At 44.9% G+C, this 14247-nt stretch carries 11 protein-coding genes and 2 rRNA genes (1 of these 13 running past the window's edge); 8 read left to right on the plus strand and 5 right to left on the minus strand.

Annotation, left to right across the window (positions count from 1 at the left end):
- Positions 1-77: 77 nt before the first annotated feature.
- Together xseA and xseB are read left to right on the plus strand one after the other, a co-directional pair.
- The gene (gene xseA / locus FDP09_RS19205) at positions 78-1391 is read left to right on the plus strand and encodes an exodeoxyribonuclease VII large subunit (RefSeq protein ID WP_137404205.1); all 1314 of its coding nucleotides are present in this window, start codon (positions 78-80) and stop codon (positions 1389-1391) included.
- Positions 1384-1587 carry an exodeoxyribonuclease VII small subunit gene (xseB, locus tag FDP09_RS19210; RefSeq protein WP_137404206.1) on the plus strand — a complete coding sequence of 68 codons (204 nt, stop codon included), beginning with the start codon at positions 1384-1386 and terminating at the stop codon, positions 1585-1587. Before xseA ends, xseB begins: the two co-directional genes overlap by 8 nt.
- 55 nt (positions 1588-1642) lie before the next feature.
- Here xseB and FDP09_RS19215 read toward each other — a convergent pair whose 3' ends face one another.
- On the minus strand, positions 1643-2287 hold the full coding sequence (locus tag FDP09_RS19215; protein WP_137404207.1) for a TetR/AcrR family transcriptional regulator: 645 nt from the start codon (positions 2285-2287) through the stop codon (positions 1643-1645).
- A gap of 313 nt (positions 2288-2600) precedes the next feature.
- On the opposite strand from FDP09_RS19215, the gene ligA reads away from it, so the two are divergent.
- Genes ligA through dapA form a run of 3 tightly spaced genes read left to right on the plus strand, consistent with a single transcriptional unit; the run spans position 2601 to position 6439 of the window.
- Positions 2601-5063 (plus strand): NAD-dependent DNA ligase LigA, encoded by a 2463-nt coding sequence (gene ligA, locus FDP09_RS19220; protein WP_137404208.1) that lies wholly within the window; start codon positions 2601-2603, stop codon positions 5061-5063.
- Positions 5064-5084: 21 nt separating this feature from the next.
- Positions 5085-5576, plus strand: a complete 492-nt coding sequence (locus FDP09_RS19225) for a DUF6913 domain-containing protein (RefSeq protein WP_137404209.1) — start codon at positions 5085-5087, stop codon at positions 5574-5576.
- Between the two features lie 2 nt (positions 5577-5578).
- Positions 5579-6439, plus strand: a complete 861-nt coding sequence (gene dapA / locus FDP09_RS19230; RefSeq protein WP_137404210.1) for a 4-hydroxy-tetrahydrodipicolinate synthase — start codon at positions 5579-5581, stop codon at positions 6437-6439.
- A 643-nt stretch (positions 6440-7082) separates the two neighbouring features.
- Here the strand turns inward: dapA and FDP09_RS19235 are convergent.
- Both FDP09_RS19235 and FDP09_RS19240 read right to left on the minus strand, forming a co-directional pair.
- Positions 7083-7259 (minus strand): histone H1, encoded by a 177-nt coding sequence (locus FDP09_RS19235; RefSeq protein WP_137404211.1) that lies wholly within the window; start codon positions 7257-7259, stop codon positions 7083-7085.
- Between the two features lie 97 nt (positions 7260-7356).
- Entirely contained in the window at positions 7357-8607 is a 1251-nt protein-coding gene (locus FDP09_RS19240) for an aminotransferase class I/II-fold pyridoxal phosphate-dependent enzyme (RefSeq protein ID WP_137404212.1), read from the minus strand.
- A gap of 175 nt (positions 8608-8782) precedes the next feature.
- Here FDP09_RS19240 and accC point away from each other — a divergent pair, with 175 nt between their 5' ends.
- From accC to FDP09_RS19255, 3 genes are read left to right on the plus strand one after another with little or no spacing between them, the layout of a single operon-like run.
- Complete coding sequence (gene accC, locus FDP09_RS19245) at positions 8783-10282, plus strand: acetyl-CoA carboxylase biotin carboxylase subunit (protein WP_137404213.1); 1500 nt, start codon at positions 8783-8785, stop codon at positions 10280-10282.
- Positions 10275-11561, plus strand: coding sequence for a DUF1015 domain-containing protein (locus FDP09_RS19250; protein WP_137404214.1), 1287 nt, complete (start codon positions 10275-10277; stop codon positions 11559-11561). Before accC ends, FDP09_RS19250 begins: the two co-directional genes overlap by 8 nt.
- A 13-nt stretch (positions 11562-11574) precedes the next feature.
- Positions 11575-12153, plus strand: a complete 579-nt coding sequence (locus FDP09_RS19255) for a Maf family nucleotide pyrophosphatase (RefSeq protein WP_137404215.1) — start codon at positions 11575-11577, stop codon at positions 12151-12153.
- A 651-nt stretch (positions 12154-12804) separates the two neighbouring features.
- Here the strand turns inward: FDP09_RS19255 and rrf are convergent.
- Positions 12805-12916, minus strand: a 5S ribosomal RNA gene (rrf, locus tag FDP09_RS19260).
- Between the two features lie 94 nt (positions 12917-13010).
- A 23S ribosomal RNA gene (locus FDP09_RS19265) occupies positions 13011-14247 on the minus strand (it continues 1646 nt past the right edge of the window).

Below are 14247 nucleotides of genomic sequence, written 5' to 3' on the forward strand. Positions count from 1 at the left end.
GGCTTTACGCTTCCATATATCGCGACAGTTCATGTCACTTTCTTCGCTCTACCCTTATTTTTTATTTACTTTGTCCTATGCAACATCCACTTTCCCTTTTAGAGCTGAACCAACTTATCCAACAAGCCTTGGACACGCAGCTGAACCCTAGCTACTGGGTCATTGCGGAAATTGGGGAGCTGCGTGATTCTCCCCGTGGGCATGCCTATCTGGAGCTGGTAGAAAAAACCGATCGACAAGTGCTTGCCAAAATCCGCGCAAACATCTGGTCATACACCTACAGGGGCATTTCCTCTAGGTTTTCTTCGATTACAGGCCAATCGCTCAAAGCAGGAATGAAAGTCCTGGCGCAGGTGAGCGTGCAATTTCACGAAGTCTATGGCCTGAGTCTGAACATCAAGGACATCGATCCAAACTTCACCTTGGGAGAGAAAGCTAGAAAACGGCAGGAAACCATCGACAGGCTCACCAAGGAAGGGCTTATCCATCTCAATAAACAGTTCATCTTACCACAAGTTCCCCAGCGGATAGCTGTCATCAGCTCGGCCAATGCCGCCGGATTTGGGGATTTCATCAATCAGGTGGACCATAACCGTGAAGGTTTTAGCATCCATTGGAAGCTGTACCAAGCCACCCTGCAGGGAGACCAAGCGGCCACCAGCATGATCCTGGCCATAGAGCAAGTAGAAATGGCCCATCAGGTCGAGCCATTTGACCTCTTGGTCATCATCCGTGGCGGTGGTGCGCAGCTAGACCTGGATTGTTTTGATGATTATGGACTGGCCAAGGCCATCGCCAATACTACCTTGCCAGTGGTCACGGGCATCGGCCACGAAAGGGATGAATCCATCGCTGACATGGTGGCCCATACCAAAATGAAAACCCCAACTGCTGTAGCAGAATTTATCTTAGGCGGCTTTAGGGAATTTGAGGACCTACTGGAAAAGCATTTTTCGCAACTGGAAAGAAATGCTGCCTATCACCTGCAAAAGGAAGATCGAAAAATGACGCAGTATGACCATTTGCTAAAAAGCCTCTTTCTAAACCAGAAAAACCGGGAGCAGGAAAAAACCAACCTCCTCCAATACCGTATCCATTCCCTAACTGGCCAGACGATAAAGCTACGTAGCCATCAGCTGGAGAATTTGGAGGGAATGTTCAAAAAAGGAGTCCAAGGACTTCTACAACAGCAAAAAAGCAAAATGGAAAATCTGGAAAAAGACCTTCTCAGGCTTGATCCAGCCACTTTCTTCAACAAAGGATATACCCGATCAGAAATCAATGGAGTCCCCATCAGTAATGCCTATCCGAAAAAAGGCGACACCATGATGACCTATGGGACAAAAAAAACTATCCAAAGTACCATCAATTCAATAAACAACCATGAGTGAAAAGAAAAATTTCAGTTACGATAAAGCAGTGGCCAGAATAGAGGAAATTGTCCGTCTTTTGGAACAGGACGATAAAAGCATCGATGAACTTTCCGCATTGGTAAAGGAAGCCAGTAAGCTGGTAAAAGACTGCAAGTCCAAACTCCGAATGACCGAAGAGGATATTCTCAAAGCCTTCGGTGAGGAAGAAAATTAATATACTATTGGGCACCTTAAATTATATCCCTTAAAACATTCCATCCTTACCACCTTTACCCTTTCTTCTCCAAGTATTCTTCCCTGGCTTCAGGGGTAAGAATTCCTTCAAAAATAATGGAAATTGCCTGATCGTAGATTTTGGCTGGATTGGTCTTGAGTCCATCCACCATCTCCTTTGGAAATTGGCCCAGAAATTTCGGATCTATCAAATTCTGAATGGCGGACGCATAAAGGAGTACTACCATGCTTTTGTCCACATGGGAAGCCACCAGCCCTTGGTCGATACCCGTTTGGACCAGGCGCTGAAAACGCAAATAAGCCGACGTCCGAATGTAATCCTCCAGTGAAGCCCATACTTCTGGAACTTGTTCTCTCATATCTGCCAGCAATTCCGGATTAATGGGAGCCAAATCCTTTGCAATGGCCGAAAGCATTGACTTCAACTTTAACAAAAAGCTAAGTTCATCATTCTCCAAAATGGTCTCCACCTTAAGGCTCAACCTCGTTTTCAACATGTTAAATGACGCCTCCAACAGTTCCTGCTTTCCCGGAAAATACTGATAAACCGTCTTTTTGCTCATCCCTAATTTTTTGGAGATATCATCCATGGTGGTATGCTTGAAACCATTTCTAAAAAACAGCTGATTGGCTGCTTCCAGAATTTTCAGTTCCACTTCCTCGTTTCTTTGCGCTTTCATTATTCTAGTTACTCCGTCCCCAAAGATAGCTATTGTATGCAAAATTGCCAGCCCAAATAAATTATGGAGGGGCTTTTCCCCTTAAATTCACCGAAAAAATGTAGATTTGAACATTAAACTCGGAATATGCATTAGCATATCTTTTACGAACTGAAATTACTTCAAAATCAGTCGCTTTGCTTTAGTTTTTGGCGCAACCGTAGCGATGCTACGCATACACCTACAAACTAACTGATTTTCTTGCACTTTCAGCACTCACCACGATCCCTGATGTATAAAGCGAGTTAAAGCAATTAGAATTTTAAGCAGCTAGATGAGCACCATTTCAAAACCTGAAGCCCAAAAAAGAATTGCTGAATTAACAGCTACTATCAACCACCACAACCAGCTGTACTACCAAGAGGACCGCAGTGATATCAGTGACTTCGAATTTGACAAGTTACTGGAAGAACTAACGGTACTGGAAGAGCAATTCCCAGACCTTCAAGACAAGAACAGTCCTACCCAACATGTCGGCGGTACGATCACCAAGGAGTTTGAAACCGTGGAACATGAGACACGCATGCTCTCACTGGGAAACACCTACAGCAAAGAAGAACTCCTCGCATTTGACGAAAGGGTGGCCAAAGGCTTGGGGCACCGCGATTACAGCTATTTCTGCGAATTGAAGTTTGACGGGGTAGCCATCAGCTTGGTTTATGAAAACGGTGAATTGGTCAGGGCCGTCACACGCGGAGATGGCTTCAGGGGCGATAACGTAACCGCCAATGTGAAAACCATCAAAAACATCCCGCTTTTCCTTCAGGGCGATGATATCCCCGGTAAATTTGAGGTTCGTGGAGAAATTTTTCTTCCGGTCAAAGCATTTGAAAAAATCAATGCCGAACGAGAGGCCAATGGCGAGGCCTTGCTGGCCAACCCACGAAACACTGCCTCTGGCACCTTAAAAATGCAAGACAGTAGTATCGTCGCCAAGCGGCGCCTAAATTGTTATTTCTACCAATTGCTGGGAGATGATATCGGTGTTGACCAGCATGATGAAGCCATGCACCTCCTTGAAAAATGGGGCTTCAATATCTCCCCAACCTACAAAAACTGCAAGAATGTCAATGCGGTATTTGAATACATTGAAACTTGGCGCGAAAAACGACACACATTGCCTTTGGACACTGACGGTGTGGTGCTTAAAGTAAATGATTATGCACAGCGGGAAGAACTAGGGTTTACGGCTAAAATCCCACGCTGGGCCATCGCATATAAGTATAAGGCAGAAAGTGCAGAAAGTGAGCTCATGTCGGTCACCTATCAGGTAGGCCGGACCGGAGCCATTACACCAGTGGCCAACCTCTCTCCTGTTTTGCTGGCCGGCACTACCGTAAAACGCGCTTCCTTGCACAATGCCAATGAGATCAAGCGACTGGACCTGCACAATGGTGATGTGGTCTATGTGGAAAAAGGAGGTGAAATCATCCCAAAAATAACCGCAGTGGCAGTGGATAAAAGAAAACCCCACGCCAAACCGGTCACCTATATTACCCACTGTCCGGAATGTGGCACAGCACTGGAGAGAAAAGAAGGAGAAGCTAAGCATTTCTGTCCTAATACCGTGTCGTGTCCGCCACAGGTATTGGGAAGAATAGAACATTTTGTCCATAAACGTGCCATGAACATCGACAGTATGGGCACGGAGCGCATCAGGGCACTGATCGACCAGGGATATGTGGAGCATCCGGCGGATCTTTATGAACTGGAGTATAAAAAAGACCAATTGTTGGGGTTGGAAATCAATGCCGAACAATACGAAAAAAGCAGTGATGGGTACTTGTTTGTTGCCTTGAGGAAAGCGCTCTTTGCAGTCACAGACGGCATTTCACTTTCGGCCATTGATCAATATCTGGTCTCTACCGAAACATTGGAACAGCACCAGAAGCTAAAACAATTCACGGATTTTGTCCAAAAGCAAAACAAAAAGGTAGCCCTTAACTTGGCAGCCATCGATAAATTGACAGCGCTCCTTGGAAGCATTTCCCATGACCAAATTGAAGATTTCTTGCCTGTATCAGCAGTATTGGCCATGTTTGTAGGTAATCAAATTGCCCTGAGTGACCTACACCAGTTGAGCCAACAAAACAACACCGTTCACGACATGGTTCTGGCCTTTGACTTTGAGCTGCACCAAGAGCAAGAGGGCAAAATAAAAAAACTAAAAGGCAACACCTTCCAAGAAGGAGTAATTTCAAATATGCTTTCAGGAATCGCTGCCTCAAAGGAGCAGCCGTTCGAAAAGGTGCTTTTTGCCCTGGGTATTAGGAATATTGGGGAAAATACTGCCCAGCTCTTGGCCAGGCATTTTAAGACCATCGATAACCTCAGTCAGGCAAATACAGAACAGCTACTGGACATCAATGGCGTGGGAGAAACGCTGGTGAACAGCATCCACGAGTTTTTTGCCAAGGAAGAAAACCAAGCCAATATCGTCCGGCTAAAAGATCATGGTCTTCACTTTGAGATAAGTGCAGAAGACCTTCCCGAAGTGAAGGGCAATGCGCTAGAAGGACTCAAAGTGCTGGCATCCGGAAAATTTGAACACTTTAAGCGTGACGAGATCATTGAAGCCATTTCGGCCCAGGGTGGCACCTATTTGAAATCCGTTTCCAAAAACCTCGACCTGATTATCGAAGGAGCTGATATGGGACCAAGTAAAAAAGAAAAAGCTGTAAAACTCGGTATTAAAATGATATCTGAAAACGAATTCTTAAGCATGATAGCAGACTAGTCTGTCCCCAAGCCATCAGGTATGAAATGGATCAAAAAGTTCTTTATCGGACTCAAAATCAAAAAAAACAACGACCAAAAATACGAGAAAAGCAAAAAATCGATTGAGGATATAAAATCAATTCATATTTTAGCAAACTCTTATGAAAATTTGGTAATAGCCGAAGCTTGTGTGGCCAAAAACTGGCCTCCTGGGGTAGATGTGGTAGGCGTTCACTATAGTGATAAAACAGGGAATACAGATGGCTTCTCCGTTCAAAATTTCAGTTTATTGGGGAAACCAGACGAGTCCCTTCAGGAGTTCCTCCTGCAAAACACTGATATCTTAATAGTTACCGCCTCAGCTTTAGATCCCTTTATGCAACTGATCGTCCAGGAAAAATCCGCTGATTATAAAATAGGGTTCCTTAGCGAACAAGGTGGAAAAATACTGGATATTATGCTAGCGAAAGATGGTAACGATCTATCGCCAAATATTGAAAATTTACTAAAATACCTAAAGAAGATAATTTAAAAATGGAACAATTTATTGGGACAGGGGTAGCGTTAGTTACGCCGTTTGATGAAGAAGGGAATATTGATTTTAATGGGTTGGACAAGGTGATTGAGCATGTTATCCAGGGAGGCGCAGACTACTTAGTGGTAATGGGCACTACTGGAGAAGCATCTACGATGTCCCGTAAGGAAAAGCATGAGATCCTTGCTGCGTCTGTCAAGACCAATAACGGAAGATTACCTATCGTCTATGGTATTGGAGCAAACAACACACAAGCCGCAATAGATGAGATCAACGAAACTGACCTTTCCGGTGTATCTGCCCTGCTTTCTGTCAGTCCATATTATAACAAACCTACCCAAGAGGGCATTTATCAACACTATATCAAAGTGGCTGATGTAAGCCCAGTTCCAATCATCCTTTACAATGTACCGGGAAGGACCATGTCCAATATAACTGCAGCAACCACCCTGCGGCTTTCAAAACATCCAAAAATCATAGGTGTAAAAGAGGCCAGCGGTGACATGGTACAATGCATGGAAATCGTTCGCAAAAAACCGTCCGACTTTTTATTGATATCGGGTGATGACATGCTGACCACAGCCTTAAAAGCGATCGGTGGACAAGGAGCCATTTCTGTTTTGGCAAATGCCTACCCTGATATCTTCAAGACCATCTGCCATGGCAGTGCGGAAGAATCGCTGGCGGCCACTTTCAGGCTTCTGGATATCAATTCCTGGATGTATGCAGAAAGTAACCCGGTAGGCGTCAAAAATCTTCTTAAGCACATGGGAGTATGTGGTGACCAAGTGAGATTGCCATTGCTTATGGCTACGGAAGAATTGGACAAAAAGATCAAGGAACTTGCCGCAAAGGTTTAATCCTAAATTTACTTTGCAAAAAAAGGCTGATCGGGGATCAAGCAATATTTCTGGGTGAACGAATGTTGACATGGTCTAATAAAAGAAAAATTCATACCGTAAAAACGATGGGCTTCCTCCATCCGCACGAATGGAGCTTAGCGGGAATTCATGGGGAAAAGGGAGAGAAATGCGGCTAAAACCGAAAACGTTGGGTGGGCAAATTTACCATGGGCTTTCACCCATGGCTAAAATTATATCGCCCCCTCTGGGGCTAGCTTTCGAGCGTAATCTATCAATGTAGGCCTAACATGCACTTGGTACCCTTTGGGACCTTTATGGCATTATTTTTATCGGTGGTTTTTCCATTTAGAAAACTGGCAGCCGCCAACTTTAACCCGGAATATGCATTAGCCTATCTGTTGCGACCTTAAACTGTTTCAAAATCAGCCGTTTCACTTTAGTTTTCGGCATAACCGTAGCGATGCTACGCTAATGCCTCCAAACTAACTGATTTTCTTGCAATTTCAGCTCTCACTACGATTCCTAATGCATAAACCGGGTTTAACGTTTGATCCCTGATCGGTATCGAACGAGACCTCAAAAGAACAAAAAAAAGGAGACCAACTTAGCTGGTCTCCTTTTTTTAATACAAGAAAATATATTATTCTTTATTCTTGATATCCTGAACCTCTTTACGAATATCTTGTGCGATATTCTTAAGATCTTGCATTCCCTTTCTTACCCTGGTACCGGCAGCTTGGTTGCCTTTGTCATAGAACTTCTCAAAGTCTGACTCCAAAGAGGTAACGAGATCTTTAATTTCACTAAATCTGCTCATAGTAAAAATAAGTTTTTTGGTTGATGATAAGTTTATTTTACCTTCTCAATATAGTCAAAATGTTTATAAAACAACAGAAGAGGCATGTTTTTTGGATTTATTCTCCAAACGAGGTAGCCAATTCGGAAGTTTTATAGTAGCCACTGGTCAATTTGTCCTTAATGGCTTCAAATGCGGTAATGGTTTCACTTACATCAGCCAGTGTGTGGGCGGCTGTAGGGATCAATCGCAGGATAATCATGCCTTTTGGCACTACGGGATAAATTACAACAGAGCAGAAAATATTATAATTTTCCCTAAGGTCCTTGCTAAGTGTAGCAGCCTCTCCTACCGTTCCGTTCAGTACCACAGGAGTGACCGGAGTAGTGGTGGTACCGATGCTAAAGCCTTTTTCCTTAAGGCCGTTTTGAAGAGCATTTACCACTTCCCATAATTTATCCTTATGACCTGGATTTTCACGTATCATCTCCAATCTTTTCAGCGCACCTTCTACGAAGATCATCGGTAGTGCTTTGGCAAAAATCTGAGAACGCATGTTGTACTTCAGGTAATGCACCACTTTGGCATCACCCGCTACAAATGCACCAATTCCGGCCATGGATTTTGCGAAAGTGGAGAAATAAAGATCCACTTGATCTTGAACTCCTTGCGCTTCTCCTGCACCAGCGCCTGTTGGGCCCATCGTTCCAAAACCATGTGCATCATCTACTACCAATCTAAATTGGTACTTCTCTTTGTATTTTACGATCCCTTTAAGGTCTCCCATATTACCGGTCATCCCGAAAACACCTTCGGTGACCACGAGGATACCTCCTCCAGTTTCATTGGTAAGCTTCTCTGCTCTGACAAGCTGCTTTTCAAAGCTCTCCATGTCGTTATGAGGATACACAAAGCGTTTCCCCATGTGCATGCGCAGGCCATCGATGATGGAAGCATGACATTCGCTATCGTAAACAATTACATCCTTGCGATCCACTAATGAGTCGATCACAGACATAATGCCTTGATAGCCATAATTGAGCAAATAAGCCTTTTCTTTTCCTACAAATGCCGCTAATTCATTCTCCAACTGCTCGTGTACATCGGTATTTCCCGACATCATTCTAGCCCCCATGGGATAGGCAGCTCCCCATTTCTGGGCGGCTTCGGCATCAGCTTTTCTGATTTCCGGGTGGTTGGCAAGGCCAAGGTAGTTATTCAGACTCCATGTCAGCACTTCCTCTCCTTTAAATTTCATTCTAGGGGCTATTTCTCCTTCCAATTTAGGAAACATGAAATATCCCTCTGACAAATCAGAATGTTTGCCCAAAGGCCCTAGATTCGTGTTTAATTTTTCAAATATATCCAAAACTTATAACGTTTAGAGTACTTAATCTTTACTTCTTATAGCGGTCCGTTAAAACCCCCAAAAATAGCACTTTTTCCAGTATTGTGCAAAAAAAGCCCCGTTTTTCAGTTATTTACCCATTAATTGTTATCTTACATTTACACAATTTTTGGTTTTGCACGAAGCCCGATCGAATATGCAGAAAATAAAAAAAATCCTCGTGGCCAACCGTGGGGAAATCGCATTACGGATCATGAGGACCATCAAGGAAATGGGACTTTATTGCGTAGCGGTATATAGTGAAGCAGATAAAAACGCCCCTCACATACTTTATGCAGACGAAGCCTATTGCCTCGGACCTGCCCCTTCCCATAAATCCTATCTCCTCGGAGAACGCATCATTGAAGCTTCTCAAGCCCTCGGTGCTGATGCCATCCATCCGGGCTATGGTTTCCTATCGGAAAATGCATCCTTTGCCAAAAAAGTAGCTGATGCTGGGCTTATTTTTATCGGACCACCCCCGATATCCATCGAAGTCATGGGCGATAAACTTGCTGCCAAAAAAGCTGTTTCCCAATATGATATCCCCATGGTTCCAGGTACTGACCACGCCATAATGGATATCCAAGAAGCAAAAGTTACCGCCACAAAAATTGGCTATCCCATCCTTATTAAAGCCAGTGCAGGAGGAGGAGGAAAAGGTATGAGAGTCGTAAAAGACGAGGAGGAATTTGAAGAACAAATGAAAAGAGCCGTCAGCGAAGCGCAATCGGCTTTTGGAAACGGGGCCGTTTTTATCGAAAAATACATCACTTCTCCCAGGCACATAGAAATCCAAGTGCTTGCAGACCAGTATGGAAATTATGTTCACCTCTTTGAGCGGGAATGCTCTGTTCAGCGCAGGCACCAAAAGGTAATTGAAGAAGCACCCTCTGCTGTCGTCAGCGAGGACATGAGAAAAGCAATGGGCACTGCGGCCATTGATGTTGCCAGGGCCTGCAACTACTATGGTGCCGGTACAGTGGAATTTATCGTTGACGAATCACTTAATTTCTACTTTTTGGAAATGAACACCCGACTTCAGGTCGAGCATCCAGTTACCGAAATGATCACCGGCAAGGATTTGGTAAGGGAGCAAATCCTCATCGCTGAAGGTCACCCGCTATCCTTTGCCCAAGAAGACCTCAAAATCATAGGGCATGCCATAGAAACGAGGGTTTATGCCGAAGATCCTGCCAATAATTTCTTACCTGGCATTGGTAGATTAGTGACCTACAAATTGCCACAAGGCCCAGGTATCCGGGTAGATGATGGGTTTCGGGAAGGAATGGAAATCCCCATCTACTACGACCCCATGATTGCCAAGCTGGTCACGTATGATGAAGACCGACAAAAGGCCATCCAAAAAATGGTACGGGCTATTGACGGTTACCAGATCACCGGCATTACGACCACCCTGGCATTTGCCCGTTATGTCATGCTGCATCCTGCCTTTCAGACAGGAGAGTTTGACACAAAGTTTGTCGAAAAGCATTTTTCTCCAGATTTGCTCTCAGAGAACTTGATGGATGAAGAGCAAGAAATTCTTGCCGCTATCGCCACGTATCTAATGCCCAATGCTAAGCCGACTCCCATGGCCAGTGATGAAAAAAAGCAAAAAGAGTCTAAATGGAAAACCAGAAGAATGAATGGCTGAAATCATCCCGTTCAGTGCATGGCTGTATGCTGATAAACTACGTCCACAGATAGCTCAATTGACAGTACCGACATTTGATGAGATTCCTGCAAAACAGCTCAATAAGCGCTATCAAAACCCTATAAACAGCATTCACCTCAGCCTCCCCAAATCCATCAAAAACTTGGAAAAAGCGGGAACTTTATTACAAAAATGGAAAACCGATGGCATTCTTATGCAAGCGCCATCACTAGCCGTATATGTATATTACCAGCACTTTAGCCTTCCTGGCTCACAGGAACAATTTTGTAGAAAAGGATTTATAGCCTATATCAAAGCCTATCCATGGGAAGATGAGGTGATCCTAGGCCACGAAAACACCATTTCCCATGCTTTAAAAGAGCGGATCCGGCTATTGGAAGAAACCCAAATCCAAACCAGCCCTACACATGGGCTGTACGAAGACCCAGAAAACACCTTATTACCGATTATGGACCATTCCATGAAAAAACCCATTTTGGATTTTAGGAATGAAATGGGTATCCGAGAGCAATTGGCAGCTGTCAAAGATCCTAAGGATATCATGCAGTTTATAAACCACCTAAAGGATCAAAAGGTGATTTTAGCTGACGGACACCATAGACTTGAGGCATCCATCCAACATAGGGAATATTCAAAAGCCAAAAATGGCCAGCATACGGGCAACGAAGCTTATAATTACCATATGATGTATTTTACAAACGCCCATTCAGATCATTTAAAAATTCTTCCCACTCACCGCTTACTTTCTAATGTATCGCTTCCAAAGAATCAACTATTGGAAAAAACTGCTGAATTCTTTGCGATAGAATGCATCTCCATTGACCTGAAATTAGATAGTTTGAGGATCACACAACCTTGGACATTTATTTTAATGCTCAAACAAACAGCCTATAAAATATCTTTGCGCCAGGAGAAATATAAATTGTTCATTTCTGCAATACCAGAAGTAGTAAAGCGCTTGGATATATCAGTATTGCATTATTTCTTTGTTGACCAAGTCATTGGGATTCCTTTTCGAGACCAACAGCATTCAAAGAGAATCATCTATGAAACTGACCGAAAAAACTGCCAAGACCTATTAAACAGTGGAAAAGCCGACGTAGCCTTACTGACCAGGGAAATATCCATCGAAGAAGTGATGGAAGTCTGTCATTCAGGATATACACTCCCCCAGAAATCAACCTATTTCTACCCAAAAACGTCCTTTGGATTGTTATTTGGATCCATCAAAGAAGAAGAATTCATTACCTATCCCTAAATCATACCACACATTGAGAACTATTTTACCCAATAAAAAAATAATTTTAGCCAGTAAGTCTCCCAGAAGACAAGAACTTTTGAAAGGCCTCGACATTGAATTTGAAATCAGAACAAAGGATGTCAATGAAGACTTCCCTGCCGAACTCCCCGACAATCAGGTTGCTGCCTTTCTTGCGGAAAAGAAGGCGGCTGCTTTTGAGGCTGACCTTGGAGAAAACGAAATTTTGATCACTTCAGACACCACTGTCTTGATCAACGACAAAGTCCTGAATAAACCGAATAATCAAGAAGAAGCCGTCCAAATGTTACAAATGCTATCCGGCAATGTCCATCATGTCATATCAGGTGTATGCATCCTGGACAAGGTCAAAAAGGTTGTTTTTGACGATATCACGGAGGTACATTTCAAGCATCTTTCCGATCATGAAATAACGCACTACATAGAAAAATATCATCCCTTTGATAAAGCGGGATCATATGGCGTTCAAGAGTGGATTGGCTATGCTGCAGTTTACAAATTGGTTGGTTCATTCTATACCGTCATGGGACTACCTGTGCACAAGGTATATGAAGCTCTCAAAAACTGGTAGGCCACTAAGCCACTAAAACACAAAGCAATTATAAATTCTTTTCACCGCAGGTCCAACCTGCACTTGGTGCCTTTGGGACATTGTGGATCAAGCAATATTTCTGTAAGCAATAAGTTTATGTGTTTATCGAACCAGTGATACGCCACCAAGGCTCCAAGTCACTAAGCAATCATAAATTCTTTCAATTCCAGTTTACAACATCTACTTGGCAGCCAAAAAGAAGGAGTTTGCCTGCATGGGGGTAGGCTTTAATTTTAGGCCAATAGCTGCACACCTGTGCGCCGTGGCGTAGCGGCGGGGTTTTCGGGTTACTTTTTTGACCTGAAGCAAAAAGGCAACAACGGTAGAGAGATGAAAAACCAACCGGGAATTTGGCAAGAAAGATAATTGCCCAAGGAAAAAAGACAGAACACATTTTTCCAAATACACACTAAACTAAACCGCATTAAATGCGGGTTAACCGCAGGTCCAGCATGCACTTGGAGCCTTTGGGACATTGTGGCATTTCTTTAACGGTGGTTTTTCCGGTAAGAAAACCGGCAGCCCCCAACTTTTCCGCTTGATCAAAATCCCCCATGCCGGATCCCCCGGTCCTGCCAGGGGCATATAAAAATGAAAAGGCCCACCGCTTGTGCGGTGGGCCTGTATAAAAGCGGGCGGCGACCTACTCTCCCGGGTGTAACCCCAGTACCATCGGCGCGACAGGGCTTAACTTCTCTGTTCGGGATGGGAAGAGGTGGATCCCCCGTGCCATACCACCCTAAGCTCTTCGTCCCATCGACATTTCTCAGGCGACGGAACAATATCTTTATTTCCTTTTTGGCCTTTCGACATTACCAAAGATAATACAACTCCGAACAGGCAAGCTTTCGGGCTATTAGTACTGCTCGGCTATGCCGTCTCCGGCTTTACACCTGCAGCCTATCAACGTCATCGTCTATGACAACCCTGTACGGAAACCTCATCTCGAGGTGGGTTTCGCACTTAGATGCTTTCAGCGCTTATCCCTTCCGGACGTAGCTACCCGGCAGTGCAGTTGGCACCACAACCGGTACACCAGCGGTCCGTCCAACCCGGTCCTCTCGTACTAAGGTCAGATCCTCTCAAGTTTCCCACGCCCGCAACAGATAGGGACCGAACTGTCTCACGACGTTCTGAACCCAGCTCGCGTGCCACTTTAATGGGCGAACAGCCCAACCCTTGGGACCTTCTCCAGCCCCAGGATGTGACGAGCCGACATCGAGGTGCCAAACCTCCCCGTCGATATGAGCTCTTGGGGGAGATCAGCCTGTTATCCCCAGAGTACCTTTTATCCTTTGAGCGACGGCCCTTCCATTCGGTACCGCCGGATCACTATACCCGTGTTTCCACCCTGCTCGGCTTGTCGGCCTCGCAGTCAAGCTCCCTTATGCTATTGCACTCCGCGCACGGTTACCAAGCGTGCTGAGGGAACCTTTGGAAGCCTCCGTTATCCTTTTGGAGGCGACCACCCCAGTCAAACTACCCACCAAGCAATGTCCCCGACATTCGCGGGTTAGACACCCGACAAACAAAGGGCCGTATTTCAACAGTGGCTCCACAACGCCTGGCGACGCCGCTTCACTGCCTCCGGCCTATCCTACACATTGTTTGCCCAATGCCAATGCTAAGCTGCAGTAAAGGTTCATGGGGTCTTTCCGTCCCGTTGCGGGTACGCGGCATCTTCACCGCGACTACAATTTCACCGAGCTCATGGCCGAGACAGTGCCCAGATCGTTACACCATTCGTGCAGGTCGGAACTTACCCGACAAGGAATTTCGCTACCTTAGGACCGTTATAGTTACGGCCGCCGTTTACCGGGGCTTCAGTTCAGCGCTTCCCTTACGGTAACGCCCCCCCTTAACCTTCCGGCACCGGGCAGGTGTCAGGCCTTATACTTTGTGTCTCCACTTCGCAAAGCCATGTGTTTTTGATAAACAGTCGCCTGGGCCTTTTCACTGCGGCCTCTCTCATTTCTGCGAGTAGGCGCCCCTTCTCCCGAAGTTACAGGGCCATTTTGCCGAGTTCCTTGGCCATGATTCACTCGAGCACCTCAGGATTCTCTCCTTGACCAC

Source organism: Echinicola rosea (genome assembly GCF_005281475.1).
Classification (GTDB): Bacteria; Bacteroidota; Bacteroidia; order Cytophagales; family Cyclobacteriaceae; genus Echinicola; species Echinicola rosea.

Coding starts and splice junctions, on each gene's coding strand:
- xseA (WP_137404205.1), top strand. CDS start 78: ATGCAACATCCACTTTCCCTTTTAGAGCTGAACCAACTTATCCAACAA.
- xseB (WP_137404206.1), top strand. CDS start 1,384: ATGAGTGAAAAGAAAAATTTCAGTTACGATAAAGCAGTGGCCAGAATA.
- FDP09_RS19215 (WP_137404207.1), bottom strand. CDS start 2,287: ATGAAAGCGCAAAGAAACGAGGAAGTGGAACTGAAAATTCTGGAAGCA.
- ligA (WP_137404208.1), top strand. CDS start 2,601: ATGAGCACCATTTCAAAACCTGAAGCCCAAAAAAGAATTGCTGAATTA.
- FDP09_RS19225 (WP_137404209.1), top strand. CDS start 5,085: ATGAAATGGATCAAAAAGTTCTTTATCGGACTCAAAATCAAAAAAAAC.
- dapA (WP_137404210.1), top strand. CDS start 5,579: ATGGAACAATTTATTGGGACAGGGGTAGCGTTAGTTACGCCGTTTGAT.
- FDP09_RS19235 (WP_137404211.1), bottom strand. CDS start 7,259: ATGAGCAGATTTAGTGAAATTAAAGATCTCGTTACCTCTTTGGAGTCA.
- accC (WP_137404213.1), top strand. CDS start 8,783: ATGCAGAAAATAAAAAAAATCCTCGTGGCCAACCGTGGGGAAATCGCA.
- FDP09_RS19250 (WP_137404214.1), top strand. CDS start 10,275: ATGGCTGAAATCATCCCGTTCAGTGCATGGCTGTATGCTGATAAACTA.